The sequence below is a fragment of the Lentzea kentuckyensis genome (assembly GCF_002150765.1).
In the GTDB taxonomy this organism is placed as follows: domain Bacteria; phylum Actinomycetota; class Actinomycetes; order Mycobacteriales; family Pseudonocardiaceae; genus Lentzea; species Lentzea kentuckyensis.
Window position 1 is genome coordinate 19,563 of record NZ_MUYM01000005.1, and the last position, 26,932, is coordinate 46,494.

The 26,932-nt window shown below is 67.5% G+C and carries 30 protein-coding genes; 11 read left to right on the top strand and 19 right to left on the bottom strand.

All coding sequences use genetic code 11. From position 1 onward, the window contains the following. Nucleotides 1-120: 120 nt before the first annotated feature. The 5 genes from B0F77_RS03535 to B0F77_RS03555 are packed head-to-tail and all read right to left on the bottom strand — an operon-like array spanning nt 121 to nt 3,204. Nucleotides 121-858 (bottom strand): ESX secretion-associated protein EspG, encoded by a 738-nt coding sequence (locus B0F77_RS03535; protein WP_342746769.1) that lies wholly within the window; start codon nt 856-858, stop codon nt 121-123. A 22-nt stretch (nt 859-880) separates the two neighbouring features. Continuing rightward, on the bottom strand, nt 881-1,153 hold the full coding sequence (locus tag B0F77_RS03540) for a hypothetical protein (protein WP_086661304.1): 273 nt from the start codon (nt 1,151-1,153) through the stop codon (nt 881-883). Further along, nucleotides 1,150-2,154, bottom strand: a complete 1,005-nt coding sequence (locus tag B0F77_RS46920) for a PPE domain-containing protein (RefSeq protein WP_143466545.1) — start codon at nt 2,152-2,154, stop codon at nt 1,150-1,152. Before B0F77_RS46920 ends, B0F77_RS03540 begins: the two co-directional genes overlap by 4 nt. A gap of 10 nt (nt 2,155-2,164) precedes the next feature. Further along, nucleotides 2,165-2,752, bottom strand: a complete 588-nt coding sequence (locus B0F77_RS03550; protein ID WP_086661306.1) for a DUF3558 domain-containing protein — start codon at nt 2,750-2,752, stop codon at nt 2,165-2,167. Further along, nucleotides 2,749-3,204, bottom strand: coding sequence for a hypothetical protein (locus tag B0F77_RS03555; RefSeq protein ID WP_086661307.1), 456 nt, complete (start codon nt 3,202-3,204; stop codon nt 2,749-2,751). The genes B0F77_RS03550 and B0F77_RS03555 overlap by 4 nt, the downstream gene beginning before the upstream one ends. Nucleotides 3,205-3,523: 319 nt before the next feature. Here B0F77_RS03555 and B0F77_RS03560 point away from each other — a divergent pair, with 319 nt between their 5' ends. Further along, nucleotides 3,524-4,729, top strand: a complete 1,206-nt coding sequence (locus B0F77_RS03560) for a hypothetical protein (RefSeq protein ID WP_086661308.1) — start codon at nt 3,524-3,526, stop codon at nt 4,727-4,729. A 49-nt stretch (nt 4,730-4,778) separates the two neighbouring features. Further along, nucleotides 4,779-5,627 (top strand): AraC family transcriptional regulator, encoded by an 849-nt coding sequence (locus B0F77_RS03565; RefSeq protein WP_086661449.1) that lies wholly within the window; start codon nt 4,779-4,781, stop codon nt 5,625-5,627. Here B0F77_RS03565 and B0F77_RS03570 read toward each other — a convergent pair. The 5 genes from B0F77_RS03570 to B0F77_RS03590 form a co-directional block, all read right to left on the bottom strand. Next, nucleotides 5,617-6,525: an ADP-ribosylglycohydrolase family protein gene (locus B0F77_RS03570; protein WP_086661309.1), complete on the bottom strand. Its 909-nt coding sequence runs from the start codon at nt 6,523-6,525 to the stop codon at nt 5,617-5,619. The genes B0F77_RS03565 and B0F77_RS03570 overlap by 11 nt on opposite strands. After that, on the bottom strand, nt 6,522-7,778 hold the full coding sequence (gene purD, locus B0F77_RS03575; protein WP_086661310.1) for a phosphoribosylamine--glycine ligase: 1,257 nt from the start codon (nt 7,776-7,778) through the stop codon (nt 6,522-6,524). Before purD ends, B0F77_RS03570 begins: the two co-directional genes overlap by 4 nt. A gap of 16 nt (nt 7,779-7,794) precedes the next feature. Beyond that, complete coding sequence (locus B0F77_RS03580; RefSeq protein ID WP_086661450.1) at nt 7,795-8,772, bottom strand: TAXI family TRAP transporter solute-binding subunit; 978 nt, start codon at nt 8,770-8,772, stop codon at nt 7,795-7,797. Then, the gene (locus B0F77_RS03585) at nt 8,762-10,651 is read right to left on the bottom strand and encodes a TRAP transporter permease (RefSeq protein ID WP_086661451.1); all 1,890 of its coding nucleotides are present in this window, start codon (nt 10,649-10,651) and stop codon (nt 8,762-8,764) included. Before B0F77_RS03585 ends, B0F77_RS03580 begins: the two co-directional genes overlap by 11 nt. Nucleotides 10,652-10,763: 112 nt before the next feature. Then, on the bottom strand, nt 10,764-11,024 hold the full coding sequence (locus tag B0F77_RS03590) for a UBP-type zinc finger domain-containing protein (RefSeq protein ID WP_086661311.1): 261 nt from the start codon (nt 11,022-11,024) through the stop codon (nt 10,764-10,766). 28 nt (nt 11,025-11,052) lie between these two features. Between B0F77_RS03590 and B0F77_RS03595 the strand changes: the two genes are divergently transcribed. Next, nucleotides 11,053-12,618 (top strand): Na+/H+ antiporter, encoded by a 1,566-nt coding sequence (locus B0F77_RS03595; protein WP_086661312.1) that lies wholly within the window; start codon nt 11,053-11,055, stop codon nt 12,616-12,618. Nucleotides 12,619-12,684: 66 nt separating this feature from the next. Next, complete coding sequence (locus B0F77_RS03600) at nt 12,685-13,782, top strand: glycerophosphodiester phosphodiesterase (RefSeq protein WP_086661313.1); 1,098 nt, start codon at nt 12,685-12,687, stop codon at nt 13,780-13,782. On the opposite strand, the gene B0F77_RS03605 is transcribed toward B0F77_RS03600, so the two are convergent. The 5 genes from B0F77_RS03605 to B0F77_RS03625 all read right to left on the bottom strand — a co-directional run bounded on the left by B0F77_RS03605 (nt 13,772) and on the right by B0F77_RS03625 (nt 18,670). Continuing rightward, complete coding sequence (locus B0F77_RS03605) at nt 13,772-14,896, bottom strand: LLM class flavin-dependent oxidoreductase (RefSeq protein ID WP_086661314.1); 1,125 nt, start codon at nt 14,894-14,896, stop codon at nt 13,772-13,774. The two genes, B0F77_RS03600 and B0F77_RS03605, sit on opposite strands and share 11 nt — an antisense overlap. Continuing rightward, nucleotides 14,893-15,861, bottom strand: coding sequence for an ABC transporter substrate-binding protein (locus B0F77_RS03610; protein WP_425435614.1), 969 nt, complete (start codon nt 15,859-15,861; stop codon nt 14,893-14,895). Before B0F77_RS03610 ends, B0F77_RS03605 begins: the two co-directional genes overlap by 4 nt. Then, a complete protein-coding gene (locus tag B0F77_RS03615; protein ID WP_086661316.1) occupies nt 15,845-16,546 on the bottom strand; it encodes an ABC transporter ATP-binding protein in 702 nt (233 codons plus the stop codon). Before B0F77_RS03615 ends, B0F77_RS03610 begins: the two co-directional genes overlap by 17 nt. Further along, nucleotides 16,531-17,298, bottom strand: a complete 768-nt coding sequence (locus B0F77_RS03620) for an ABC transporter permease subunit (protein WP_245847808.1) — start codon at nt 17,296-17,298, stop codon at nt 16,531-16,533. The genes B0F77_RS03615 and B0F77_RS03620 overlap by 16 nt, the downstream gene beginning before the upstream one ends. 82 nt (nt 17,299-17,380) lie before the next feature. Then, nucleotides 17,381-18,670, bottom strand: a complete 1,290-nt coding sequence (locus B0F77_RS03625) for an adenylosuccinate synthase (protein ID WP_086661318.1) — start codon at nt 18,668-18,670, stop codon at nt 17,381-17,383. A gap of 110 nt (nt 18,671-18,780) precedes the next feature. Here B0F77_RS03625 and B0F77_RS03630 point away from each other — a divergent pair, with 110 nt between their 5' ends. From B0F77_RS03630 to B0F77_RS03640, 3 genes are all read left to right on the top strand, one after another. Then, nucleotides 18,781-19,389: a hypothetical protein gene (locus B0F77_RS03630; RefSeq protein WP_086661452.1), complete on the top strand. Its 609-nt coding sequence runs from the start codon at nt 18,781-18,783 to the stop codon at nt 19,387-19,389. Nucleotides 19,390-19,493: 104 nt separating this feature from the next. Further along, nucleotides 19,494-20,123 (top strand): HNH endonuclease family protein, encoded by a 630-nt coding sequence (locus B0F77_RS03635; RefSeq protein ID WP_086661319.1) that lies wholly within the window; start codon nt 19,494-19,496, stop codon nt 20,121-20,123. Further along, nucleotides 20,123-20,374: a hypothetical protein gene (locus tag B0F77_RS03640; RefSeq protein WP_086661320.1), complete on the top strand. Its 252-nt coding sequence runs from the start codon at nt 20,123-20,125 to the stop codon at nt 20,372-20,374. The genes B0F77_RS03635 and B0F77_RS03640 overlap by 1 nt, the downstream gene beginning before the upstream one ends. Here B0F77_RS03640 and B0F77_RS03645 read toward each other — a convergent pair. Together B0F77_RS03645 and B0F77_RS03650 are read right to left on the bottom strand one after the other, a co-directional pair. Then, nucleotides 20,283-21,443: an FUSC family protein gene (locus B0F77_RS03645; protein ID WP_086661321.1), complete on the bottom strand. Its 1,161-nt coding sequence runs from the start codon at nt 21,441-21,443 to the stop codon at nt 20,283-20,285. The two genes, B0F77_RS03640 and B0F77_RS03645, sit on opposite strands and share 92 nt — an antisense overlap. A gap of 6 nt (nt 21,444-21,449) precedes the next feature. After that, nucleotides 21,450-21,860, bottom strand: coding sequence for a DUF3151 domain-containing protein (locus B0F77_RS03650; protein WP_086661322.1), 411 nt, complete (start codon nt 21,858-21,860; stop codon nt 21,450-21,452). A 238-nt stretch (nt 21,861-22,098) separates the two neighbouring features. Between B0F77_RS03650 and B0F77_RS03655 the strand changes: the two genes are divergently transcribed. Then, on the top strand, nt 22,099-23,214 hold the full coding sequence (locus tag B0F77_RS03655) for a hypothetical protein (protein WP_086661323.1): 1,116 nt from the start codon (nt 22,099-22,101) through the stop codon (nt 23,212-23,214). A gap of 61 nt (nt 23,215-23,275) precedes the next feature. On the opposite strand, the gene fbaA is transcribed toward B0F77_RS03655, so the two are convergent. Then, entirely contained in the window at nt 23,276-24,310 is a 1,035-nt protein-coding gene (gene fbaA, locus B0F77_RS03660; RefSeq protein ID WP_086661324.1) for a class II fructose-bisphosphate aldolase, read from the bottom strand. 218 nt (nt 24,311-24,528) lie between these two features. Here fbaA and B0F77_RS03665 point away from each other — a divergent pair, with 218 nt between their 5' ends. The 3 genes from B0F77_RS03665 to B0F77_RS03675 are packed head-to-tail and all read left to right on the top strand — an operon-like array spanning nt 24,529 to nt 26,654. After that, the gene (locus B0F77_RS03665) at nt 24,529-24,813 is read left to right on the top strand and encodes a DUF427 domain-containing protein (RefSeq protein WP_086661325.1); all 285 of its coding nucleotides are present in this window, start codon (nt 24,529-24,531) and stop codon (nt 24,811-24,813) included. Nucleotides 24,814-24,831: 18 nt separating this feature from the next. Beyond that, a complete protein-coding gene (locus tag B0F77_RS03670; RefSeq protein ID WP_086661326.1) occupies nt 24,832-25,758 on the top strand; it encodes an aldo/keto reductase in 927 nt (308 codons plus the stop codon). A gap of 44 nt (nt 25,759-25,802) precedes the next feature. Next, nucleotides 25,803-26,654, top strand: coding sequence for an SDR family oxidoreductase (locus B0F77_RS03675; RefSeq protein WP_086661327.1), 852 nt, complete (start codon nt 25,803-25,805; stop codon nt 26,652-26,654). Here the strand turns inward: B0F77_RS03675 and B0F77_RS03680 are convergent. Then, complete coding sequence (locus B0F77_RS03680; RefSeq protein ID WP_086661328.1) at nt 26,644-26,928, bottom strand: YciI family protein; 285 nt, start codon at nt 26,926-26,928, stop codon at nt 26,644-26,646. The two genes, B0F77_RS03675 and B0F77_RS03680, sit on opposite strands and share 11 nt — an antisense overlap. Nucleotides 26,929-26,932 lie beyond the last annotated feature (4 nt).

The window sequence follows — 26,932 nt, forward strand, 5'->3', positions numbered from 1 at the left end:
GCCTACCCCCTCATGTCTCCTCGAAGACCTTAGAACGAACTGCGCCGAGCAGGGCGCCGATTCGCTCTTTCGTGCCCGCCCTTCAGGTTCGACGGGCGGGCACGGCCAGGGGTTCCGCGATCACACCTCTTGCAGCAGCTCCCAGATGGAAGCCGCGAGGCGATGGTTGTCGACCGGCGTGATGGTGCACCATTTGCGCCCGTCACTGCTCGGCTTGAGCTGGCGCAGATAACGCCCGTTGTGCGTGTCGTGAAAGGAAACGACCCGGCCGGCCCGCCGCCCGTTGCGCTGCACACCGAACTGCCCGCGCGTCGAAGTGCCGTCGAGCATTCCCGCGAGTTCCTGAGCGTCACCGAGCCGCATTCCCTGCCGCTCCAACGTGGTGATCATCCGCTGCGCGTCCCGCCCGACGTCCTTGGCCGCAGCCACAAGATCGTCGTACGGCAGGCTGATCGACCGCCCGTACCCGGCCGGCATCTCCCCGGCAACCGACACCGCGGCCTCCGCGAGAGCGGTCCCACGGGCCTCGATCAACCACATCTCGTCGCGATCCTGCACCGCCAGGATCGCCTCGTCCCCGATCGCCGCGGCCAGCCCGCTGATCTGCCGGTCGGCCCAGATCCACAGGTCGATCGACGTGTTCGCGTTGGCCAGCAACGCGAACCCGTCGGCCAACTCGGACACGACCCGCCCGTTGTTCGCCAGCCCGCGCGCCTCCAACGACTCCCAGGCCCGCTTCACCACCTCGGCCTTCTCGGTGTGGGTGATGGAGGGAATCCGCGTGTCGAGAGCAACGTGCGCGGCCGGGAGGCGTTGCGCCTCCCAGACCACGGCGAACTCCACTGTGGACAAAACCACAGAACCTGGTGAGCTCAAGGGATTACTGGTCCTTCGGGTCTTCGCCGATGACGGACTGCACCACCATGCGGTCATCACCGAACATCTCGTCGGAGTCGACCCCGTACTTGCGCACGTGCTCGCCGTCCTCCTCGCCCTCACCCTTGGCCGCACTGGCCGCAGGCGACATGAGCGACCCGGACCCCTTACCGCCAACGCCACCCTTGCCGGCCGCCGTTCCGGCCCTGCTGGCCTCGGGCCCGACACCGCTGGCAGCACCAGGCGTGACCGTGCCCTTGCCGGCAGCCCCGGTCATCCCAGGCCCACCGGGCGCACCCGCGCCACCCTTGCCGCCACCCGCACCGATCGTGCTGGGAGCACCCTTCGGCCCGGCCGGTGCGATGGGAGTCTTCGGCGCCTGACTGGGCCCGCGCCCGCCACCGACGACCTGCGCCCCCTTCGCCGCACCGGTCGCGCCCGCGAGACCGCTGGCCGCGGCGGTCGCCGCGGTGAGGCCGATCGACGGGACGCCGAAGGGCTTGGGCAGTCCGGGGCCGGTCGCGATGGGGGTCGGCGTGCCGGTGCCGGGGATGACGCCCGTCGCGTTGCCGGGGATGTTCGGGGTGGGCCGACCGGGACGCCTGGGGAGCCGGGGCTGCCAGGGGAGCCGGTGAAGGCGGGGCCGCCGTGGATGCCGGGCGTGCCGACCGTGGGGGTTCCGACGGTGGGGCCGACGGGCGTGGATACAGCGGCGCTGGCAACGACGATGTCCGGCGCCTGATTGGGGGCCCGGAATCCGTCCAACGCGCCCTGGCTGTTCGACTTGTAGCCGTTGAGGGCGTCGATCGCCTGCTGACGAGCACGATTGGTCGCCTCGACCTCGGCAGCGTGATCGGTCTCGATGCCGATGAAACCCGCGCCCTTGTCGAGCAGGTTCTTCTCCGCGTCGCCACGGAGATCCTGCTCAGGAGGCGTGTTGTAGCGAACCGTGGTCGAGCTCTCCTGCTGGCGGGTCATCGCGTCCGAACTTTGCTGGGACGACTGCCCGGCATCGTTGATGCCTTCAGCTGAGACCTTGGTCATTTCCTGGGCCTTCTCGCCCGCCGCACCTTGCCAGTCGATGCCGAGCGCCCTGAGCTGCACCCGCATCTCGTCGTCGACGATGTGGAGGCTGTCGGCCAGTGTGCGCAGCGCCTCGGAAGCCACTGCGAACTTTCGCGCCAGCTCGCCGTTGCTGAGCCGCTGCACTTCGGTTGCCAGCTGCTCGTTCGACCAGCCGGGAAAGTTCCAGTCGTTCAGCTCTCGATAACCAGACATGACCTCCCCCTCACTTCAACGTCTTGAGAGTCTCGAGCGCCAAACCAGCAGCCTTCTTCGCCTTGTCGCACATCTGCTGCTGAGTCTCTTTGGCGTCACTGTCCGGGTGATAGCTCACGAAGAGTTGCTGCCCGTCTGCGACATCGACGGAAACAGCGCAGTCAACGGCATCGACCCCGATGAGCTTGATCTCCGCAGCGCCATAACCAGCCACGTCGACCACTTCGGCGGACACGTTTCCACCGCCGTTCAGCCAGTATCCGACACCTTTACTGGTCGCCGGAACGACGATGTAGGAATAGCTGAGGTTGTTCTTGTAAATACAAGCGGGAAGAGGCTTCCCGTCGATCACCTTGGACTGGTTCGGCGAAGTCTGCGCAAGCTTGATCTCATCCATCTGCTTCGTCGTCAGCAGCTTGCAGGCATCGACGTTGTCCACCTTCAGCTCAGCAGGCCTCTTGGGCAACTGACCTGCGGACTGCGGCGTCGAAGATGCCGACGAATCAGGATTGGCGTTTCCCTTTTCCCCACTGCCGGTGCATGCAGAGAGCGCCACCAGAATCAATGCCGAAATCGAAACGATGAATTTCTTGTTCACTTCTTGGGTCCGAACGTCGTGGTGATTTCTTCATCGGTGAATCCGTACTGCTTGGCCGATTCCCTCAACTGTTCGGACAAACGCTGCAGCGCCTTGATGTAGCCGTTGACACGCCCGGCATAGGTGTCCGGGCCACCCACCAACCGGCTGTTCCAGGCGCCGGCAATGTCTGCTCCCACCTTGCCGTCGGAGCCTTCACCGGCCGGAATCTTGAGGTCATCGCTGACCAGGTCGAGCTTGTCCTTCAACGTTCCGGCACAGTCCTGGATGATCGCACCAGCCTTGAGGATGTTGTCCTTGTTGACCTCGAACTTCTGGGTCGCCGGCCCCGACATGCTGTCCAGGAAGGCCGTCGCGGTGCCCAGCAGACCGACCGCGGCCCCGATCGCGCCACCAGCCAGCCCCGCAGCGGCACCGAGAACGGCATCCGCCCCCGCGTTCTCCTGTGTCACGACGTCCTACCCCCGTACGGTTGGTAACGGTTCGGTCCCGCTTCGCAGGCTACCAACGCCTGCGTAAGACGTACCTGAGGTTGGACGAAAACCACCCCTCGTTGGTTCCACGTCACTCTGCGTTTTGTTCCCGATGGCGACGTGTCGCGATTCCGGTAGCTTCCCGACTTGGGGGAGAGACACAGACGACCGCCTGGGGGAACACGTGCACGGGCCACAGCAGCCTTACCCAACGCAACAGCCGTTTCAGCCGCCCTATCCGTTTCAGCAGTACCCACAGCAACCATTTCAACAGGCGCCGGGCAAGAGGCGCGCTGGAATGATCATCGCGGTCGTCGTCGCCGTGCTGGCGCTCGTGGGTGGGGGCGTCACGGCCGCTGTGCTGGTCACGAAGAACGACAAGCCTGCGACTGACCGGGAGGCTGGGCCACCGGACGGCGACGTTCTCGAGGAGAGGACCTCGACCGAGGCGGTCAAGTACGGCGACCTGACCGTGATCGATGCCTGCACGCTGATGCCGGCTGCGGTGCTGGAGGAGACCGGCTTCGGCGATGTGGCGCGCGGCGGACACATCCAGACCTACGTGCAGAAGTCAGTGCCGGCGGCTGAGGCGACGGTCAAGGACGCCAATGACGGGATCTCGTCCTGCAGGTATGACATCCAGAAGCCAGACCGGATCGACTTCCTTGCTCTGACGGTGCACCAGGCACCTTTCAACAGCCTGCTGCCGGCAGGCGTGATCAGTGACGACGTCGAGATATCGCTCGGCGGGCTCAGGGCCTTCACCAAGAAGTCGGCGAGCAGGAAACCCGACGACTTCTTCACTCGGATCTACAGCGCGGACGGCAAGACCGCGGTGTACCTCAACGCCTCGCGCCTGGCGGACAACAAGGAGCTCGACTACAAGGCGGCGCACGCGCAGTTGCTGGAACGAGTCGCGCTCAACCTCGCGCGGGCGACCGGCGCGCAGACCAGATACGCGTACACGGGGCGCTATCAGAACGTGCCGTCGGCCTGCGACATCCTCACCGGCGAACTCTTCGAACAGCTGGCGCAGTCCAAGGACTCCGGGGTGGTGGAGACCGAGATCGGCGAGAGCGAGAGCCGGCAGGAGTCGACACCCAACGGTACGAACGTGACGCAGTCCTTCTACTTCACGACTCAGACGTGCCAACGCAACTCACCCGAGCGGCTCAAGGGCAAGCGCGGTCTCGGCCTGAAGATGGAGCTGAGTGTCCATCGGGACGCCGACATGGCCAGGAACTACGAGCCTGACTGCGATCCGAACTCGTCGTCGCGCAAGATGCTGGGCGACGCGAAGAACGCGACGGAGAAGGTCGGCGACGGTGACGCCTGCGCGTTCCCCATCGGCAACTCGCTGGTGTTCTCCTATCTGGTCGGACGCACGCAGGTCAGGCTCACACCGTACGGATCGTGGGCACCTGAGAACGTCGACGAGTTCATAGCCAAGTTCACGCCCATAGCGCAGAAGACGGCTGACGAGGTTCGCAAGGCGATCGGATAGGGCACAGGAAGTCGGGTGCGAGCCCTCCAGCCCCCATAACGTTGTGGACGTGCTGGAACGACTCAACGAGGCCATGGCCCGCATCGAGGACGACCTCGACGGCGAGGTCGACGTCAAGCTGCTCGCCCGGATCGCGGGCACCAGCGAGTACCACTTCAGACGGATGTTCAGCGCGCTCGCCGGGCTTCCGCTGAGCGAGTACATCCGCAGGCGCAGGCTGACGAAGGCCGCCAGCGAAGTCCTCAGTGGACAGGATTCGTTGCTCGACATCGCCACGCGGTGGGGTTACGGGTCCAACGAGGCCTTTGCGCGGGCGTTCAGGGCCATGCACAAGGTCGGGCCGCAGGAGGCTCGGGCCGAGAAGAAGGCGTTGCAGTCACAGCAGATTCTCACGTTCAGGCTGGTTGTCGAAGGGAGTACGAGCATGGAGTACCGGATCGTCGAGAAGGAAGAGTTCCGGGTTGTCGGGCGGGGGACGCGGGTGCCGTTGGTGCACCTGGGGATGAACCCCGCGATCGTCGAGTTCGTCAAGGGCATCGGCATGCCCGCGTTGGACCGGATGAAGGAGTTGAGCGACGGGGAGCCGGGTGGGCTGCTCGCGATCACGTCGAACCAGGAAGGGGTCGAGGAAGGTGATCGTCTCGACTACTTCCAGGGGGTGGTGACCAGCAGGGAGGCGCCGGACGACATGGAGACGATGACGGTGCCCAAGAACACGTGGGCCGTGTTCAAGACCGAAGGGCCTTATCCCGAGACGATTCAGTACATGTGGCGGGACGTTTACACGCAGTGGTTCCCGTCGAACAGCTACCAGAGCGTTGAGGGGCCGTCGATGTTGCGCACGCAGATCGAGGGCGACACGGCCAAGGCCGAGTTGTGGATTCCGGTCACCAGCTGAGTGCCAGGCGTTCGATCACGTCTCGCAGTTCCAGCACGGAAAGCCACGAAGCAGGAATCACGGCAACACCGTCTCGGGCGCCCAGGATGTTGCCGCAGATCGAGCCGGTCGAGTCCGAGTCGCCTGAGTGATTGACGGCCAGGCGCAGCGCGGACGCGAAGTCGGAACCGACCAGGGCCGCGTGCAGGCCGATGGCCAGGGCTTCTTCGCCCACCCAGCCGCCGCCCAGGGATGACTCGATCTCTTCCGGGGTGAGCGGACCGAGGCCGACGGCCTTGTCCAGCAACGAGGTTTGTTCCTCGTGACCGTCCCAGCGGACCAGTTCGGCGCGTGCGATGGCCACGGCCGCCGGCAGATCGGTTCCGCCCAGCAATGCCTGCACGATCACTGCCAGCACGCCCGCGGACAGGTAGCCGCTGGGGTGGTGGTGGGTCAGGCGTGCCGTCTCCGCCGCCAAACCGAAGACCTCGCGCGGGTCGCGGGACCACACGGCGACGGGGGCGGCGCGCATGACGCCGCCGCAGCCCTTGGAGTTGTTCTTTTCGTTGTGCTTCAAGGCGGTGATGCACGTGTGGCCCGGCGCCCGCCGTGAGTGCAGGCGCTGGTCCGCCATCAGCCAGCCGTCATCGGCGACGACTGGGCCGCCTTGCGTGTGCAGCCAACGGAGGTAGGCGGCGTGCACGGCGGGAACAGGATCGACGGAATCCCGCCGAGCAAGCAGCAGGCCCTCCAGCGTGAACAGCGTCATCTGGGTGTCGTCGGTGATCTCCAGCAGAGGGAGATCGACAACGCCATCCTCACCGTAGAGCCGCCGGATCACGTCGATCGACGAGAACTCGATCGGCGCGCCCAGGGCGTCTCCGACGGCTCCGCCCAGCAACGACCCGAGCAGGCTCACGGCACCGTGATGTTGCCGTCGACCGCCTTCAACGCGATGTCCGAACGGTGGTGCGAGCCGGTGAGGTGGATGTCCGCGATCCGCTTGTAGGCGCGCTCACGGGCCTTGGACAGCGACTTGCCGGTGCCCACGACCGACAGCACGCGGCCGCCGGCGGACACCACGGCGCCGTCCTCGCGGCGGCGGGTGCCGGCGTGCAGCACGCCCTCGGTCTCGGAGCCGGTGATCACGTCGCCGGTGCGCGGGCGGCCGGGGTAGCCCTCCGCGGCCACGACCACGGTCACGGCGTAGCCGTTCTCCCACTCCAGCGCGGGCAGCGACGCCAGCGAACCGGTCGAGGCGGCCAGGAACAGCGACGAGATCGGCGACTTCAGCAGCGCCAGCACCGACTGGGTCTCCGGGTCGCCGAAGCGGCAGTTGAACTCGATCACCTGCACGCCGGACGACGTCAGCGCCAGACCGGCGTACAGCAGGCCGACGAACGGCGTCTCGCGCGCCCGCAGCTCGTCGACCACGGGCTGCACGCACCGCGTCACGATCTCGGACACCAGGCCCTCCGGCGCCCACGGCAGCGGCGCGTAGGCACCCATGCCGCCGGTGTTCGGGCCGTGGTCTCCGTCACCCACGCGCTTGAAGTCCTGCGCCGGGATCAGCGGCACGACGGAAACACCGTCGGTGACGCAGAACAGCGACACCTCGGGACCGTCCAGGAAGGACTCCAGCAGCACCGGGTGGCCGCCGTCGAGCAACGTCATCGCGTGCGCACGGGCCAACGCCAGGTCCGAGGTCACCACGACGCCCTTGCCCGCGGCCAGGCCGTCGTCCTTCACGACCCAGGTGGGCCCGAAGCGGCCGAGCGCGGCGTCCAGGCGGGCCGGGTTGTCCACGATCTCGCTGTGGGCGGTCGGCACCCCCGCCGCGTTCATGACGTCCTTGGCGAACGCCTTGGACCCCTCGATCCTGGCCGCGGCCTTCGACGGCCCGAAACACGGGATGCCGAGTGCTCTGACCGCGTCAGCGGCCCCGACCACCAGCGGTTGTTCGGGGCCGATGATGACGAGGTCGGCCTTCCACTCCTTCGCGAGAGCGGCGACCGCCGAAGCATCTGCGACGTCCACGCCGTAGATCTCGGAGTGGCCCGCGATGCCTGCGTTGCCCGGCGCGCACGCCAAAGCCGTCAGCTGCGGGTCGCGCGACAACGCGAGGACAAGGGCATGCTCACGGGCTCCAGACCCGATGACCAGGACGCGCACGATGCCCCAGCGTAGTTCAGCCGAGCGCCTGCTTCGCTCCAGGGTGCAGCGGGACCGGGTCGGTGGCCGTCGCCTTGTCCCGAACGATGTCCTTCACGGCCGGGTGCACCTTCTCCAGGTCGGCCTTCTTGTCGAAGATCAGCTTGGTCACCGCGCACGCGTTGTTGGCCGCGAAGTCCTCGCGCACGAGCAGCAGGTTCGGCACCACGATCGTGGACACCTCGGCGACCCCGTAGGTCGCCGCGGGGATCGGGGCGGTGTCGTAGACCGGGCTGATCTTCTTCATCTCCGGCAGCAGCGGGGTGATGTCGACGAACTTGACCTTGTCCTTCAGCGACGTCGTGAGGTCGGTGATCTGCGGCGTCGGCAGGCCGCCCGACCAGATCAGGCCGTCGATGCTGCCGTCCTTCATGCCGTCCGCGGTCTTGGTCAGGTCCAGCCGCTGGGCGGAGACGTCGGAGTCGATGTTGAGACCGGCCGACTTCAGCAGGCGGCCCGCGATCACCTCGGTGCCGGACTTCGGCGACCCGGTCGAGATCCGCTTGCCCTTCATGTCCGCGATCGAGTTGATCCCGGAGTCCGCCCGGACGAGCACCTGCGTGTAGTTCGAGTAGATCCGCGACAGCGCCGCGATCTTCTGCTTCTGCCCGTTGAACGCGCCGGTGCCGTTCACCGCGTCCGCGGCCGTGTCGGCCAGCGAGAACGCGATGTCGTAGGTACCGGACACGAGCTGCTGGATGTTCTGCACGGACGCGCCGGTCTCGGCCGACGACGCCTTCAGCTTCGAGTTGTCGGAGATCAGCTTCGCGAGCCCGCCGCCGACCACGAAGTACACGCCACCGGAGTTGCCGGTCGCGATCGTGATCCGGCCGTCGGACGCCTCGCACGACGCGCCACCGCCCGACGCATCAGGGGTGGTGGGCGTGCGTTTGCCGCCACACCCGGAAACCACGAGCGCCAAAGCGATCGCGCCGATCGCGTACTTACGCAGCATCACGAACCCTCCCACGGGTCACCAGGTGGACCGCGACGGCCACCACGAGGAACCCTGCCCCGATGGCGATCGTCAACGGCTGCAGGTAGAGCAGGAACAACGCCGCCGGCACGCACAACAGACGTTCCGGCCAGCGCGCGGGGCCGAACAGCCAGCCGCCGGTCAGGACGGCAAGAGCGGCTACCCCCAGAGCGGACGCGCCGAACGTCCACAACGAGTCGAGCAACGGCCCGCGCAACAACAACCCGGCGCCGTTGTCGGTCAGCACGAACGCGAGCGGCACCAGGAACGCCGGCAGCGTGTACTTCCACGTCTGCCACATCGTCTTCATGACATCACCGCCGGTCAGCGCGGCCGCGGCCACCGCTGCCAGCGCCGTCGGCGGCGTCACCTCGGACAACACCGCGTAGTAGAAGATGAACATCGCGGTCTCGGCCGGCTCGACGCCCAGAGTGATCAACGCGGGCCCGATGACGACCCACGAGATGATGAACGACGCCGTCACCGGCACGGCCAGCCCGAGCACCGACACCGCCACGGCCGCCAGCACCGCCGTCAGCATCAGCACGACCGTCGGATTCGAGGTCAGTGCCGAAGCCAGGTCCACCAGCGACCCCGCAAGCGCTTGCCCCAGCCCCGTCTTGGTGATCGTCGACGTGACCACACCCGCCGCCGCGCACACCGCGATCACCGGGAACGCCGAGCGCACACCGGTCGACAGCGCGTCGGCGATCAACCGGAACCACTCACGCCGGTGGTTGATCAACGCGAAGAGAGCCGCCACCCCCGTCGCGTAGACGACCGCGCGGTAGACGGGGATGTCCAGCGCCAGGAACACGATGATGATCCCGAGCGACAGGAAGTGGTACCAGCCGAGCTTGAGCACGTCCCAGAACCGCGGCGCGTCCACGTCGACCGGCTGGGCACCGAACCGCCGCGCGTCGGCCTCGACCGCGAGCGCGATGCCCAGGTAGTAGAGCAGCGTCGGGATGATCGCCCAGATCAGCACCGACAGGTACGGGACCTTCAGGTACTCCGCGATGATGAACGCCGCCGCACCCAGCGTGGGCGGCGACAGGATCGCCCCGATGCCGGACGCCGCGAGCAGCCCACCGGCGTTCTCCTTGGGATAACCGGCCTTCTTCAGCATCGGCCACGTCACCGCGCCCAGCGACACGGTCGTCGCCGTGCCGGACCCGGACACCGTGCCCAGCAGGAACCCCGCGGTCGCCGCCGTGCGCCCGGGAGCCGTCCGCGACTTCCGGAACGCGGCGAAGCTGACGTCGACGAAGAACTTCCCGGCGCCGGACGCGTTCAGCACCGCGCCGTAGATCGTGAACAGCACGATGTAGGTCGCCGCCACGTCCAGCGGCGTGCCGTAGAACCCGCTGGAGTCGTTGAAGAACCCGTTGATGATCTGCGGGAAGTCGACGCCGGAGTGCGCGATCGACCACGCCGGCGGCAGGAACCCGCCGTAGTACGCGTAGGCGATGAACGCCAGGCACACCACCGGAAGCACCCAGCCGGTCGTGCGCCGGCACGCCTCCAGGATCAGCAGGAGCAGCAGCGAGCCCGCGACCACGTCCAGGGTGGTGAGCTGCCCCTGCCGGTTCAGGAACTCGTCGTAGCCTCCGAACAGCGGATACGCCCCGACGACGAACGCGACACCGGCCAGCACCCAGTCCCACCAGGGAGGCGTGTGGCCGCGGCCGTACGACAGGAACACCAGCGGCAGGGTCACCGCCAGGAAGATGATCAGGTAGTACTGGCTTCCCTTGGCGAACGGGAAGAACACCTGCTTCAGCACAAGAAGCGCGATCAGCAGACCGGCGATCCACAGAGCTCGCTCCCACCGGGGTGAGAGCGAGCGCGACGGCATCTCCTCGTCGTGCTCCGCGACGATGCGGGCGAGGTCCGGGTTGGCCACGATCGCACCGTACTGTGGGCGCGATCACAGCAGCAGAGGATCAATCCAAAGGAAGTGCAAAGACTCAGACGATGGCACTGTCCACATAGCACCAGCGCCAGTCCTCGCCCGGCTCGAACGAGCGCATGACCGGATGCTGGGACGAGCCGAAGTGCGCGGTCGCGTGCTTGTGGGGGCTCGAGTCGCAGCACGCGACGTGCCCGCAGGACAGGCACATCCGCAGGTGAGCCCAGTTGCGCTCACCCAGAGCGAGACAGTCGACACAGCCCTCGGCCGACTCCGGCGCCACCACTGCGGGTAGCGCTCCCACGTGCGAACAGGTCATGGGTTCCATCTTTACGCAGAATGAGCGCATGATCGGGCCTGAACTTCTGCTGCTGTTGCTCGGGGCGCTGGTGGTCACCTCCATCGCGCGCCGCCTGAACTGGTCGGCGCCGCTGGTGCTGGTCGCGGTCGGGCTCGTGGTCTCGTTCATCCCCGGCGTGCCGGAGTTCGCGCTCGATCCGCACCTGATCCTGGTGCTGGTGCTGCCGCCGCTGCTCTACAGCGCCGCACTGGACAGCTCGTACCTCAACATCCGCGCGAACATGCGGCCGATCGGGTTGCTCGCGGTCGGGCTGGTGCTGTTCACGACGCTGGTGGTCGGTGTCACGGCGCATCTGGTCTTTCCCGACCTGCCGCTCGCCGCCGCCCTGGTCCTGGGCGCGGTGGTGGCGCCGCCGGACGCCGTCGCCGCGGTGGCGATCGGGCGCAAGCTGGGGCTGCAGCGGCGGGCGATGACCTTGCTGGTGGGCGAGAGTCTGATCAACGACGCCACGGCGCTCACCGCGTTCAAGGTCGCGGTGGCGGCTGCGGGTGGCACGGCCATGCACCCGGTCGCGAGTGTCTGGATGTTCCTGTACATCACGGCCGGTGGTATCGCGGTCGGCCTGGTCGTCGGTGTGGTGGTCAGGTTCCTGCGCAAACGGCTCTGCGAGGGCGTGCTGGAGAGCGCGCTCGGGCTGCTCGTGCCGTTCGGTGCCTACCTGCTCGCCGAAGAGGGCCTGCACGCTTTCGACATCCAGTTCTCCGGTGTCCTCGCGGTCGTCGTCGCGGGCCTCTACGTCGGCCACCACTCGCCGCGCGGCACCTACACGACCCGGTTGCAGGACGCGGCCGTGTGGCGCTCGGCGGACGTGTTGCTGGAGTCGTTCGTCTTCGCGCTCATCGGGCTGCAGGTGTCCACGATCATCAGGAACGTCGAGCTCGGCGCCGGTCTGCTGCTGGGCGCCGCCGCGGTGCTGCTGGCCACGATCCTGGCGCGGTTCGTGTGGATGTACCCGGTCACCTACCTGCCCAGGATCCTGTTCCCGAAGATCAAGCAACGCGAGGACCGGCCGCCGCACCTGGGTCAGGTGACGGTGATCTCATGGGCCGGCATGCGGGGTGTGGTGACGCTGGCCGCAGCCGCCGCGATCCCGGAAAACGTGCCGGGACGCGACATCATCCTGTTCTGCGCCTTCGTCGTCACGGTCGCGACCTTGCTGCTGCAGGGCACCACGCTGCCGTGGTTGATCAACAAGATCGGCTTCGAGGGTGACGACGCGCGCCAGGACGCGCTGGCCGAGGCACAGGTGCAGCACCGGGCCGCGCAGGCGGCCGTGACCAGGCTCGACGAGGAGATCGAGGACGTCCCCGACCACGTGCGGGACCAGTTGCGCTCGCTCGCCGAGCACCGGGGCAACGCCGCGTGGGAACGGCTCGGGCGTCAGGAGGAGGAGAGCCCGGCGGCGGCGTACCGGCGGCTGCGCAGGGTCATGCTCAAGGCGGAGCGGGACGAGTTCATCAAGGCGCGGGACTCCGGCGAGATCGACGACGAGGTCCTGTTCCGGGTGCTGCGCGAGCTGGACCTGGAGGAAGCCGCACTGTCTCGTGAGTAACCGTTCACCTGCTTTTCGTGTTGCGATGCTTGGGTGCGCTCTCAACACAAAACGGGAGGTCGAACGATGTACCCCAGAAGGATCTGGGCCCGCGGTCTTGCCGCCGTCGTGGTCGTCTTCGCGGGTGCGGTGGTGGCGTCCCTGCCCTCTGCCTCCGCACACGACGACAAGGGCCCGATCGTCATCGGGCACCGCGGCGCTTCGGCGTACCGGCCCGAGCACACGCTCGCGTCGTACGAGCTCGCGGCGCGCATGGGCGCCGACTTCGTCGAGCCGGACCTGGTGTCCACGAAGGACGGCAAGCTGGTCGCCCGGCACGAGAACGAGATCGGCGGCACCACCGACGTCTCGACCAAGCCGGAGTTCTCCGACCGGCAGAAGACCAAGGTCATCGATGGCACCCCGATCACCGGCTGGTTCACCGAGGACTTCACCCTCGCCGAGCTGAAGACGTTGCGCGCCAAGGAACGCATCCCCGCGATCCGCCCGCGCAACACCCTCTACGACGGCCGCTTCGAGGTGCCGACGTTCCAGGAGGTCATCGACCTGACCAAGCGCCTGTCCCGCGAGCTGCACCGCGAGATCGGCATCTACCCGGAGACCAAGCACCCGACGTACTTCCAGTCGATCGGTCTCGCGCTGGAGCCGAAGCTCGTCGACGCGCTGAACAAGAACGGCCTCAACCGCCGCAACGCCAAGGTCTACGTGCAGTCGTTCGAGGTCGCGAACCTCAAGCAGCTGAACAAGTCCCTGCGCGTGCCGCTGGTCCAGCTGATCAACGGTTCCGGTGCGCCGTACGACTTCGTCGTCTCCGGTGACAAGCGCACCTACGCCGACCTGGTCACCCCGGCCGGTCTGCGCGAGGTTCGCGGCTACGCGGACGGCGTCGGCATCACGAAGGACCTGATCATCCCGCGCGACGCCGGCGGCTTCCTCAAGCAGCCGACCACCGTCGTCGAGGACGCGCACAAGGTCGGCCTGATCGTGCACTCCTGGACGTTCCGCAACGAGAACTCGTTCCTGCCGGCGGACTTCCGCTCCTCGGCCGACCCGGCCGCGTACGGCCGGGCCTTCGAGGAGTACGACCTGTTCTTCAAGCAGGGACTCGACGGCGTGTTCGCGGACAACCCCGACACCGCCATCGAGGCCAAGGTCAAGCGCTAGCGAGTGCGAGCGTGCGGTCACTGTCGAGCAACCCGCGTTGTTCCAACAGGGGCCGCACGCCCTCACCGAACCAGTAGGCCTCTTCCAGGTGCGGATAGCCGGACAGGACGAACTCGCTGATGCCGATGGAGTGGTACTCCTCGATCAGGTCGGCGACCTCGGAGTGCGAGCCCACCAACGCCGTTCCCGCGCCACCGCGAACGAGCCCGACGCCCGCCCACAGGTTCGGGTAGATCTCCAGACCGCGCACACCACGGCTGAGGTCACCGCCGTGCAGCGCCAACATCCGTTGCTGCCCAACGGATTCCGATGTCCGCAGCTCCTCCTGTGCCTTCGCCACCGTGGCCGGGTCCAGCGCGTCGAGGAGCTTCTCGGCCACCGCCCACGCCTCCGCGGACGTGTCGCGGCTGATCGTGTGCAACCGGATGCCGAACCGGATCGGCCGGTCGGTCAGCGCCCGCACTCGCGCGATCTTCGCGGCCACGTCGGCAGGTGGTTCACCCCAGGTCAGGTACACGTCCGCCCGCGCCGCCGCGACCGGCAGAGCGGCGTCGGACGAACCACCGAAGTAGATCGGCGGCACCGGGTCCGGCGCGGCCAGGACGGTAGCGCCCTCGACCTGGTAGTGCCTGCCCTGGAACGAATACGGCTGACCACTCCAGACACCACGCACGATCTGAAGGAACTCATCGGTGCGCGCGTACCGCTGGTCCTTGTCCAGCCAGTCGCCGAAGCGTTGCTGCTCAACGGCATCGCCACCGGTGACGACGTTCAGGAGCAACCGTCCACGCGAGATCCGCTGGTACGTCGAGGCCATCTGCGCCGCGAGCGTCGGCGACAGCACACCCGGCCGGAACGCCACCAGGAACTTGAGCGTCGTGGTCTGGCTGATCAACGCGGCCGTGGTCAGCCAGGCGTCCTCGCACCACGTGCCGGTCGGTGTGAGCACGCCGGTGAATCCGACCTGCTCGGCCGTACGCGCGATCTGCGCGAGGTAGTCGATGTCCGCCTCGCGGCGCGATCCCGCGGTGTTCGCACGGCTGGTGTGGAAGTGCCCCACGACCGTTCGCCCGTCACCGGACGTCGGCAGGAACCAGTGCAGCGTGATGCTCATGCCAGATCTCCCTGGAACCTCGTGTCGACGAACTTCGCGAAGTCGACCTTGCCCGGCAACGTCTTTTCCTCGGTGAACGCGTCCGCGAGGTGCTGTTCGGAGGCGATCAACGTGTCGTCGATGCGCACCGGCAGGTCGCCGCTGCGGTTCACCGAGGCGAGCGCGACGTCGTACGTGAGACCTGTCTCAGCGGCCCACGCCTTCGCCCACTCCTCGCGGTGCGTGTCGGCCCACTTCTGCGCCTTGTAGTAACGGACCAGGTACTCCTTGAGCGCCGGGTTCTTCCCCTTGTCGTCCAACGCCTTCCGGCCCGCGACCTGGAACCCGTACCCGTTCGCCTGGCCCTTGCCGTCGGTCAGCACGCGCGCCTTGGCCTCCTGCTGCGCCTGCGCGGTGTACGGATCCCAGACCGCCCAGGCGTCGACCCGGCCCTGGGTGAACGCGCTGTACGCGTCCGAGGGTTGCAGGAAGTTCAACGTGACGTCCTTGGTGCTGAGACCATTCGCGCGCAGCGTCAGCAGCACCTGGCCGTGTGCCGAACTGCCCTTGGCCACCGCGATGTTCTTGCCCTTCAGATCCGTGACGCCGCGCAGTGGCGAGTTCTCCGGCACCAGGATCGCGTCGGAGTCGACCTGCCCCTTCGATGCACCGATCGCGGCGATCTTGGCGTTCGCCGCGGCGGCGAAGATCGGCGGTGTGTTGCCGACGCCACCGATGTCGATCGCGCCGGCCGACGCGGCTTCGAGCAGCGGCGGGCCGGAGGTGAAGGTCGACCACTCCAGCTTGTACGGGAAGTCGTTCAGCAGACCGGCGGCCGTGAGCAGCGCCTTCGCCCCGCCCTTCTGGTCACCGACCTTGAGCACGACCTCGCCGGACGGGGTGTCCTGGGCGGCTGCCGAACACCCGGTCGTGAACAGGATCGCAGCGAGCAGGCTGAGCCACTTCCGGCTAGGCAGCTGTTTCAACATCCACTCCCAGATCGGCGAGCACGCGGGTGCGTTGCTCCACAACGGAAGCCCGGCGACGCGGGCGGGGCAGGTCTACGTGGTGCGTGGCGACGATCCGGCCCTCGTCGAGCACGAGGATCCGGTCGGCCAGCAGCAACGCCTCGTCGACGTCGTGCGTCACGAGCAGCACGGCGGGCTTGTGCCTGGTCCACAGGTCTTCCACCAGGTGGTGCATGGCCAGCCGGGTCAACGCGTCGAGCGCGCCGAACGGTTCGTCCAGCAGCAGCACGTCGGGTTCGCGCACCAACGCCCGTGCGAGCGAGACCCGTTGCGCCTCACCGCCGGACAACGTCAGCGGCCACGCGTCGGCGTGCCCCTTCAGGCGCACTTCCTCCAACGCCTTCAGGGCAACGGCTCGCCCGTCCGGCTTGTGCAGGCCGAGCGAGATGTTCCGCCAGACCTTGCGCCACGGCAGCAGACGCGGCTGCTGGAACGCGATCGACACCGCGCCGGAGACCTGCGCCTCACCGGTGATCTCCCGGTCCAGGCCCGCGAGGATGCGCAGCAGCGTCGACTTCCCGCAGCCGCTGCGGCCGAGCAGGGCCACGAACTCGCCGGGCGCGATCTCCAGATCGACGTCGTCCAGCACGGTCCTGGCACCGAAGGCCTTGCGCAGGCCGCGAACGATCACCGGGCTCGCCATCGCAGCACTCTCCTTTCCAGCAGGCGCACCAACGCGTCGGTGGTGAGACCCAGCAGCGCGTAGACCACGAGGCCGACGACCACGACGTCGGTGCGGAGGAACTCACGGGCGTTGTTGATCAGGTAGCCGAGGCCGGAGTCGGCGTTGATCTGCTCGCCGACGATCAGGGACAGCCAGGCGGTGCCGAGCGCGATCCGCAGTCCCACCAGGGTCTGCGGCACGGCGGACGGCAGCACGACGTGCGCGACGCGTTCGAACCCGCTGTAGCCCAGCGCGCGAGCGGCCTCGACCAGGCCCGGATCGGTCTGCCGGATGCCGGCGTGCAGGTTGAGGTACAGCGGGAACGCCACACCGGCGGCGACCAGCGCGAGTTTGGGTTCCTCGCCGATGCCGAACCACAGGATGAACAACGGGATCAGGCCGAGGTGCGGGAGCGTCCGCAACATCTGGACGGGCGGATCCAGCAACGTCTCGCCCCACCGGGAAAGACCGGACACCAGCCCCAATGCGACACCGATCGTGCCACCGATGAGAAATCCGAAGAAAACGCGGCCCAGCGAAACAAGGAATGCGTCGACCAATTGGCCATTGGCGATCAGCTCACCGGCGGACTGCGCGACGGTGAGCGGAGAGGCCAGTTTCTCGGGCGACAGCACACCCGTTGAGCTGGCCAGTTGCCACAGCAGAACCAGCGCCAAAGGGCTGATCCAGCGCAGCTGCAGCGCGGGTTTTCGAGCAAGAGAAAGGGCCACGGCCCGAATTACAGGCGAGCCGTGGCCCTACGTCAACGACGCCCAAATCGTGAAAAAGCGTCGTATGTCGAGATAATCGGTGTCAGCCGAGAACGTCGTGCCGGACGATCGTCTGGTCGCGGCCGGGGCCGACGCCGATCGCCGAGACGCGGGCACCGATGATGCCCTCCAGGTACTCGACGTACGCCTTGGCGTTGGCCGGCAGCTCGTCGAACGTGCGGCAGTGCGAGATGTCCTCGAACCAGCCAGGCAGCTCCTCGTACACCGGCACGGCGTGGTGCACGTCGGTCTGCGTCATCGGCATCTCGTCGACGCGGAGACCGTCCACTTCGTACGCGACGCAGACCGGGACCTTCTCCAGGCCCGACAACACGTCCAGCTTGGTGAGGAAGTAGTCGGTGATGCCGTTGACGCGCGAGGCGTAGCGGGCGATCACGGCGTCGAACCAGCCGGTGCGCCGCGAACGTCCGGTGGTGACGCCGAACTCACCGCCCTGCTTGCGCAGGTACTCGCCCTGGTCGTCGTTGAGCTCGGTCGGGAACGGACCGGAGCCGACGCGGGTCGTGTAGGCCTTCAGGATGCCGATCACCGTGCTGATGCGGGTCGGGCCGACACCGGAGCCGACCGTCGCGCCACCCGAGGTCGGGTTCGACGACGTGACGAACGGGTAGGTGCCGTGGTCGACGTCGAGCAGGGTGCCCTGCGAGCCCTCCAGCACGACGATCTCGTCGCGGTCCAGCGCCTGGTTGAGCAGCAGGCGGGTGTCCGCGATGCGGTGCACGAAGTGCTGACCGCGCTCCAGCACCTGCTCGACGACCTGGTCGGGGTCGAGCGCCTTGCGGTTGTAGACCTTGACCAGCACCTGGTTCTTGAAGTCCAGGGCGGCCTCGACCTTCTGCCGCAGGATCTTCTCGTCCAGCAGGTCCTGCACGCGCACGCCGACGCGGGCGAGCTTGTCCTGGTAGGCGGGGCCGATGCCGCGACCGGTGGTGCCGATCTTCGCCTTGCCGAGGTAGCGCTCGGTCACCTTGTCGATGGCCACGTGGTACGGCATGATCAAGTGCGCGTCCGACGAGATCAGCAGGCCGCTGGTGTCGACGCCCTTCTCTTCCAGCCCCGCGAGTTCCTCGAGCAGCACGCCGGGGTCGACCACGACGCCGTTGCCGATGACGTTCTTCACGCCGGGCGTCAGGATGCCGGACGGGATGAGGTGCAGGGCGAACTTCTGACCGCCCGGGAGGACCACGGTGTGACCCGCGTTGTTGCCACCCTGGTAGCGGACGATCCACTGGACACGCTCACCGAGGATGTCGGTGGCCTTGCCCTTGCCCTCATCGCCCCACTGGGCACCGATAAGCACGACGGCCGGCATGTGAAACTCCAAGCGCTTGGACTGGTTCGAGCGAACGCCGGTAAGCGAGGGTAGACCAGGAGATGACCGTGCACGGAATCGTGTTGGCCTGCGGAAACCCGCAGTTGCCAATGATCACTCAACGTGACGACACCCGCGCGGTGCCCGCGCGCCCCGGCAAGGACCATGTCGATCAACATCTGGACGCCGAACGGCTCGTCGTGGTGGGTACCGACGCCGACCTCGCGGCCGTCGGGGTTCGGTTGCTGCGCAAGGAGAAGCTCGGTTCGATCACACTCGGCTACGTCCCCGTGGGCGATTCGCCCGTTGCCGCCCTCTGGGGGCTTTCGACCGACCCCGCGCGGGCGTTGGACATCGCCCTGAACGGTGACGTAGATCCCGTTCCGTTCGTGCGCGACGACGTCGGCGGTGTCCTCATGGGACTCGGCGTCCTGTCGCCGGTTCGTGGCGTTGGTTACAGCGACGCGGACAACGTGCTGCGCGGCCAGGCCTCGCGGATCGAGTGCACGCCGGACCCGGAGGGCGGTCTGGGCCTCGTGGTGCGAATTGTTAACAAACGCCTCATCGGATCCAAGGTGAAGGAGAGCCGGCCGCGCGCGTTCCAGCTCGGCTGCCTGCCCACGACCGCCGTTCTCGATGGTCACAAGCACCCGCGCCCGGTCGACAAGTGGACCTGGTACCGGCACACGGAGGACTTGAGGCTCGTACGAGGCGTCTAGTCGTGCGCTTGTCATTCACTTGAGTGTCACCCAAAGGCATTGCCTAATTTCATAATGTGACTAAGGGTGGTCCCGATCACTTTCCAACAAGGAAGGTCGGGACGATGTCAAAAGTTAACCGAACCATTGGTGTTGTCGTTGCCGCGGCAGCCCTCACCTTTGGTTTTGTTTCCCCTGCACTCGCGACACCGCCGAACATCCCCTCCGTCGACACCGCCAGGTCCGAACTGGCCAGCCTCACGGTTGCCTCGGAGGGCTCCAGCACGGGCTATTCACGCGACCTGTTCCCCCACTGGATCACCCAGTCGGGCACCTGCAACACCCGTGAGGTCGTGCTGAAGCGCGACGGCACCAACGTGGTGACCGACTCGTCTTGCGCGGCCACCTCCGGCTCCTGGAAGTCGCCGTACGACGGCGCTACCTGGACCTTGGCCTCCGACATCGACATCGACCACGTCGTGCCGCTGTCGGAAGCCTGGAAGTCCGGAGCGGCGTCGTGGACGACTTCGCGGCGCCAGGCGTTCGCGAACGACCTGTCGGGCCCGCAGCTCATCGCGGTGACCGACAACGTGAACCAGGCCAAGGGCGACAAGGACCCGGCCGCGTGGAAGCCTCCGCTGACGTCCTACTACTGCACGTACGCCAAGATGTGGGTTCACACGAAGAAAAACTGGGGACTCACCCTGCAAAGCTCCGAGAAGACCGCACTGACCGGGATGCTCAACACCTGCTGATGACCACACTCTCCTCGCCTTTCGTGGCCGGCCCTGGTGGCGTGATGACCGACGAGGTCGGCGTCGTCACCGGGGACCTGGAGCTGCGCACCGAACTGTCCGACGACGGGCAGCTGCGTGCGCAGGTCCGCTACGAGGGCGCGGACGAGTGGTACGCGATCACGGGTGGTTCGTGCGCCCTGGCTGATCCTCGGGATCACGAGCCGGTTCACTCGCTGCTGCTGGGCCTGTTGAACCGGCCGGAGGGCTGAGGGGCGGCAACGCCTCCATCGCCTCGCTGCGGCTCAGTCCCGTGGCCTGGAGCAGATCCACGGCCACGCTGCGGATCTGCGCCAGCACGACCTTGGATGAGAACCCGTCCCCGCCGAGACGCCGCGCGGTGAGATGCCGTGCGGCGTCTCGCACGGCCTCCCTGGTGTCCTTGGGCGTCCTTCCCTTCTCCAGCTCGCCACGGAGGCAGTCGACGGCGTCCGCGTAGTCCTTCAGCACGTCCGGCACGCCGTCCGGGATCAGCTCGTCCGCCTTGAGCGCCGCCATGGTCCGGCGCGCGAGCACGCGGGTGTTGCGGATCGCGTAGTCCACCGGGCCGGCCGCGGTCTGGTACCTGCTGAGCTCGTCCTTGGCGCGCCAGCGGATGGGCGCGATCTTCGCGATCTCACTGCCGGTCTGCAGCGCCGACTTGTAGTCGTCGATCGTGGCCTGGCTGGTGCGCAGTTCGGCGAGTACCCCCGCGGCCTTGACCGCGTCCTTCTCGGTCAGCGCCTCGGCGAGATTGCGCAACGCGCTGCTGAGGGTGTTCGTCAACGCTTTGAGCTGCCGCTGGGCCACGGTGACCGGGTTGGCCGGCAGCAGGGCCGCCACGGCGAGCCCGACCAGGCCGCCGGTCAGCGCGTCGATCATGCGGTCGAACCCGCCACCCGCGCTCGGCGGCAACAGCGTCGCCACCAGCACCGCGGACGAGCCGGCCTGCAACGCGATCACCGAGCCGCCGTCCAGCAGCACCGCCGCCGACATGGCGAGCCCGACGACCAGCGCGATCTGCCACGGACCGCTGCCGATCCAGCCGATCAGCGCGTCGCCCACGCCGACGCCGACCGAGACGCCGACGACGAGCTCACCGACGCGCCGCAGTCGTTGCCCCAGCGACACCCCGAGGCAGACGACCGCGGCGATCGGCGCGAAGAACGGGTGCTGGTGCCCGATCACGAGGGTCGCCGCGACCCAGGCGAGACCGGCGGACAGAGCACTTTGGACGATCGGCAGCGCGGCCCCGCGCCACCGCGTCAGCCCGCGCCCGACCGCCTCCCGGACAGCACCCACGTCAGGTCAGACCAGACCCAGCGCGGCCGGGGCCTTGGGGTCGGAGTCGGCCAGGAACTTGCTGCAGCGCTCCCACTCCTCGTCCTCGCCGATCTCCCTGGCGGCCCTGGCCAGTGCGCCGAGCGCACGCAGGAAGCCCTGGTTCGGCCGGTGGTCCCACGGCACGGGGCCGAAGCCCTTCCAGCCGGAACGACGCAGCTGGTCGAGGCCGCGGTGGTAGCCGGTGCGGGCGTAGGCGTAGGCGGCGACGGGGTCCCCGGCGTGCAGCGAGCGCTCCGCCAGCAGCGCCCAGGCCTCGGAGAAGTCGGGGTACGCCCGCACGATCTTGGCCGGGTCGGTGCCACCGTCCGCGGCGGACTGCGCCTCAGGACGGTCGGGGAGACGGGTCGGCTCGGGTCCGAGGAGGTTCTCAACCATGCGGCCCATCGTGCCGCACGAACGCGTCTCAGGAGATGAAGACCCTCATCACAGTGGCCACGACGGCCAGTATCAGAGCGGTGACGAGCACGCCGGCGATGATCTTCTTGGCCATGGCCGAGCACCTTGCCGCGCTGGGCCGAAGAGATCAACGTCGTTCACCCGAACGGGAAACATCAGGGTAAAACCAGGGTGGGCCGGTCTTCCTGGAAGTCGGAGCGCCGCTCATGATGTTCGGATGATCCAGGGGGTAAGGCAGTTCCGCGACCAGTACTGGGAGCGAGGCGTGCCGGGCAGGGAGACACCGGCGAAGCTCACGAAGCAGCTCTACCAGCTCTGGCTCGTAGGTCTGTTGTTGAAGCTGATCGGGTCGTCGTGGGACGTCTCGTGGCACTTCAAGTGGTTGCGCGACGACCTCGCGCCGCCGCACCTGATCAACACGGTCGGCACGGTGATCGTGGTCGGGCTGACGTTGTTCCACACGTTCACCGGGTACGGCGTCGACAAGCTCACGCTGCGGCTGATGCAGATCGGGTGCGGGATCTTCCTGGTCGCGCTGCCGATCGACGTCATCAACCACCGCATCAACGGGCTCGACATCACCTCGTGGAGCGGCTCGCACGCGCTGCTCTACCTCGGCACGGCCGTGATGCTGGCCGGCGCGATCCGCGGGTGGATGAAGTACTTCCCCGAGGGCAACGCACGGACGTTCGGGCTCGTCGCGCTGTGGTTCTTCTTCCTGGAGAACGTCTGGTTCCCCAACCAGCACCAGGAGTACGGCGTGCGCGCGCTGCAGGCCTACGACAACGGTAAGGCCGAGGCCGAGCCGATCCTGCTGCAGTTCGCCGCGGACCAGCTCGGCGTGCCGATCGGACGCGAGGCGGTGGTGCACTTCGCGCTGCCCATCGCCGACTGGGTCTACCCGGTGTGGGGCCTGGTCGCGGCCGCCATCGTGCTGGTGATCGCCCGGCGCACGATCGACCGGCCCTGGGCGGCCACGGCCGTCGCCGGTGGTTACGTCGCGTACCGGTGCCTGATCTGGCCGTTGCTCGCGGGCATCGACTTCCCGAAGTCCGCCGTGCCGCTGTTCCTGATCCTCGTCGGACTCGCGATCGACGCGGCACACGTGATCAAGATGCCCACGCCGGCCGCGGCCGTGCTGGGGTCGGCGGCCGTCACCACGGTCGGGTACGTCGGCATCTGGTTCCAGCAGGAGTACCTGTGGGGACCGCCGATCTCGTTCTCCTCGGCGGCCGTCACCGCCGTCCTGCTGGCGGTTCTCTGGACTGTCGGCGACATGCTCATCCACCGCCCAGAAGCCCAACTGCTCGCCTCGCGCCTAAAACTCAGCTGAAACCATGAACGGCGCTTTCGTGGACCTGAGGTCCACGAAAGCGCCGTTCATGGTTTAGGCGTCAGCCCGCGATCATGCGGCCCGACGACTTGAGGTGCTCGCACGCCGAGGCGATGCGGGCGGCCATGGCCTGCTCAGCGGCCTTGAGGTAACTGCGCGGGTCGTAGGCCTTCTTGTTGCCGACCTCGCCGTCGATCTTCAGCACGCCGTCGTAGTTCGCGAACATGTGCGCCGCGATCGGGCGGGTGAAGGCGTACTGCGTGTCCGTGTCGATGTTCATCTTGATGACGCCGTACGACACGGCCTCGTGGATCTCCTCGAGCAGCGAGCCGGAGCCGCCGTGGAAGACCAGGTCGAACGGCTTCGAGCCGGCCGGGAGGCCCAGCTTCTCGGCCGCGACGTCCTGGCCCTGCTTGAGGATCTCCGGGCGGAGCTTCACGTTGCCCGGCTTGTAGACGCCGTGCACGTTGCCGAAGGTCGCGGCGAGCAGGTAGCGACCCTTCTCACCGGCGCCGAGCGCGTCGACCGTCTTCAGGTAGTCCTCTGGCGTCGTGTAGAGCTTGTCGTTGATCTCGTTGTCGACGCCGTCCTCCTCGCCACCGACGACGCCGACCTCGATCTCGAGGACGATCTTCGCCTTGGCGGAGAGGTCGAGCAGCTCGCTCGCGATCTGGAGGTTCTCGTCCAGCGCGACGGCGGAACCGTCCCACATGTGCGACTGGAACAGCGGGTTGCCGCCCTTGTCGACCCGCTCCTGGCTGATCGCGATGAGCGGACGCACGTACCCGTCGAGCTTGTCCTTCGGGCAGTGGTCGGTGTGCAGCGCGATGTTCACCGGGTACTTCGCGGCGACCACGTGCGCGAACTCGGCGAGCGCGACAGCGCCGGTCACCATGTCCTTGACCTTGGTGCCCGAGGCGAACTCGGCACCGCCGGTCGAGACCTGGATGATGCCGTCGCTCTCGGCCTCGGCGAATCCGCGCAGAGCCGCGTTGAGAGTCTCCGAAGACGTGACGTTGATCGCGGGGTAGGCGAACTCGTTCGCCTTGGCCCGGTCAAGCATCTCCGCGTAGACCTCGGGAGTTGCGATGGGCATCGGTCGTCCTCCTCAGGTGCCCTGAACGCCGTATCAACCGCATCCTACGAGGCTGGGTCCCAAGCTCAACGCGGCGGCCGACCTGACGTGATGATCCGTGTTTTGAACGAGTAACCAGTACAGCGGCGGCGTACCCGATGTGCGCCGGGGCGCCTGCGCGGGCTACTGGACGGTATTCCCGCCGGTTCTGAGGCGACTCCGAGGGCACACTGGAAGACATGGCAACCGCTAGCTGGAACGGCAGGATCATCGCGTCGAGCGACGACACGGTGGTCGTCGAAGGCAATCACTACTTCCCGCTGGAGTCCGTGGATCCAGCCGTGCTGAAGGCGACCGAGCACACCTCGTTCTGCCCGTGGAAGGGCACGGCGAACTACTACTCGGTGCAGGTCGACGGCTCCGAGAACGCCAACGCGGCCTGGTACTACGCCGAGCCGAAGGAGGCCGCGGCCGAGATCAAGGGCCGCGTCGCGTTCTGGAAGGGCGTCGAGATCACCGCCTGAGCGGACTACCGTTCGAACATGGGGATCTTGAGCACCACTGACCTGAACGTGTCCCGGCTGTGTCTGGGCGGCAACGTCTTCGGCTGGACCGCCGACGAGGACCAGTCGTTCGCCGTGCTCGACGCCTACGTCGCAGCGGGCGGGAACTTCCTCGACACCGCGGACGTGTACTCGGCCTGGGCCGACGGCAACTCCGGTGGCGAGTCGGAGACGATCATCGGCAAATGGCTGGCCAGGCATGGCGACCGCGACGACGTCGTGGTCGCCACCAAGGTCGGCATGCTCGCCGGGTTCAAGAACCAGAAGCGCGACACCGTCCTGACCGCCGCCGAACGGTCGTTGAAGCGGCTCGGCGTCGACCACATCGATCTCTACTACAACCACCTCGACGACCCGGACACGCCGCTCGAGGAGACGCTGGCCGCCTACGACCAGCTCGTCCGCGAGGGCAAGGTCCGCTACGTCGCGGCGTCCAACTTCTCCGCCGAACGGCTGGCGAAGGCGCTGGAGATCCAGGAGCGCGAGGGCTTCGCGAAGTTCGTGGCGCTGCAGCCCGAGTACAACCTGGTCAGCCGCGACAAGTTCGAAGGCGATCTGCAGCAGGTCGTCGCGGACAACGGGCTCGCCGCAGTGCCGTACTTCGGCCTGGCCAGGGGCTTCCTGACCGGCAAGTACCGGCCAGGGGTCGAGGTCGAGAGCCCGCGGGCGGGTGCGGCGTCGAAGCACCTCGACGAGCACGGACTGCAGGTCCTGGAGGTGCTCGACGAGCTGGCCGAGACGCGCGAGACCACGGTCGCCTCGGTCGCCCTGGCGTGGCTCGCCCAGCAGCCGACGGTGGCCGCGCCGATCGCGTCCGCCCGCACGTTGGAGCAGCTCAGCGACCTCGTGCCACTGCTGAACCTGGAGCTCTCCCAGGCCGAGGTGGACCGCCTCAGCGCAATTTAACTTGCCAGTAGCTTACCGGGAGTAGGTTGAGTTACCGTGGCGGCATGGACGTCACGGGCAAGGTGGTACTGATCACCGGCGCGGCCAGGGGCATCGGCGCCGAGGTGGCGAGGCAACTGGCCGTGCGCGGGGCACGTCTCGCGCTCGTCGGGCTCGAGAAGGCCCAGCTCGAAGAGGTCGCCCGGGAGACCGGCGGCAAGGCGTGGGAAGCCGATGTCACGGACTGGGAAGTGCTCGAACGCGTCACGAACGAGGTCGCCGAGCACTTCGGCGGCATCGACGTCGTGGTCGCGAACGCGGGCATCGCGGCCACCGGCTTCGTGCGCTCGATGGACCCCAAGGCGTTCGAACGGGTCATCGAGGTCAATCTGCTCGGTGTGTGGCGCACGGTTCGCACGGCGCTGCCGCACCTGATCCGCAGCCGCGGCTACTGCCTGGTCGTGTCGTCGCTGGCCGCGATCGTGCACATCCCCGGCAACGCGGCCTACTCGGCGGCGAAGGCCGGTTGTGAAGCGTTTGCGGACAGCCTGCGGGCCGAGGTCCGGCACCTGGGCGTGGACGTCGGCACGGCGTACTTCTCGTGGATCTCCACGGACATGGTCGACAGCGCCGACGAGCACCCGGTGTTCGGCAAGCTCCGCAAGGGCATGCCGGGCGTCGCCGGCAAGAAGTACCCCGTCCGCGACGTCGGCAGGGCCGTGGTCAAAGGCATCGGGAAACGTGCGAAGGCGGTCCACGTCCCCGGCTGGGTGGGCGCGCTGAAGTACTTCCGCGCGTTCACGCCGATGGTCGTGGACCGCCAGGCGGTCGAGGACATCGCTGAAGCCGACCGGCAGATGGCGGCCAGTGACACGTCAGGACTGGTCGGGCCGGGCGGTCAGGCCGCTAGTCGTTGAGCCAGACCCCCAGCACGGGAGTCCACTCCCGGATCTTCCAGTCGTTGACGACGTTCGCGGGCGTGTACGGGTCGGCCGCGATGATCTCCTTCAACGTCGCCTCGTCCGCGGCCTCGTAGATGATCAACGCGCCGGTGTCGTCCGCGTAGGGGCCTGCGCCCAGGACCACGCCCTTCTCCACGAGAGAGGCGATGTACTCGCGGTGTGCCGGGCGCACCGCGAGGCGCTTCTCGGTATCTGGACCGAACACCAATTCGACTGCAAAGCGGGCCATGCGT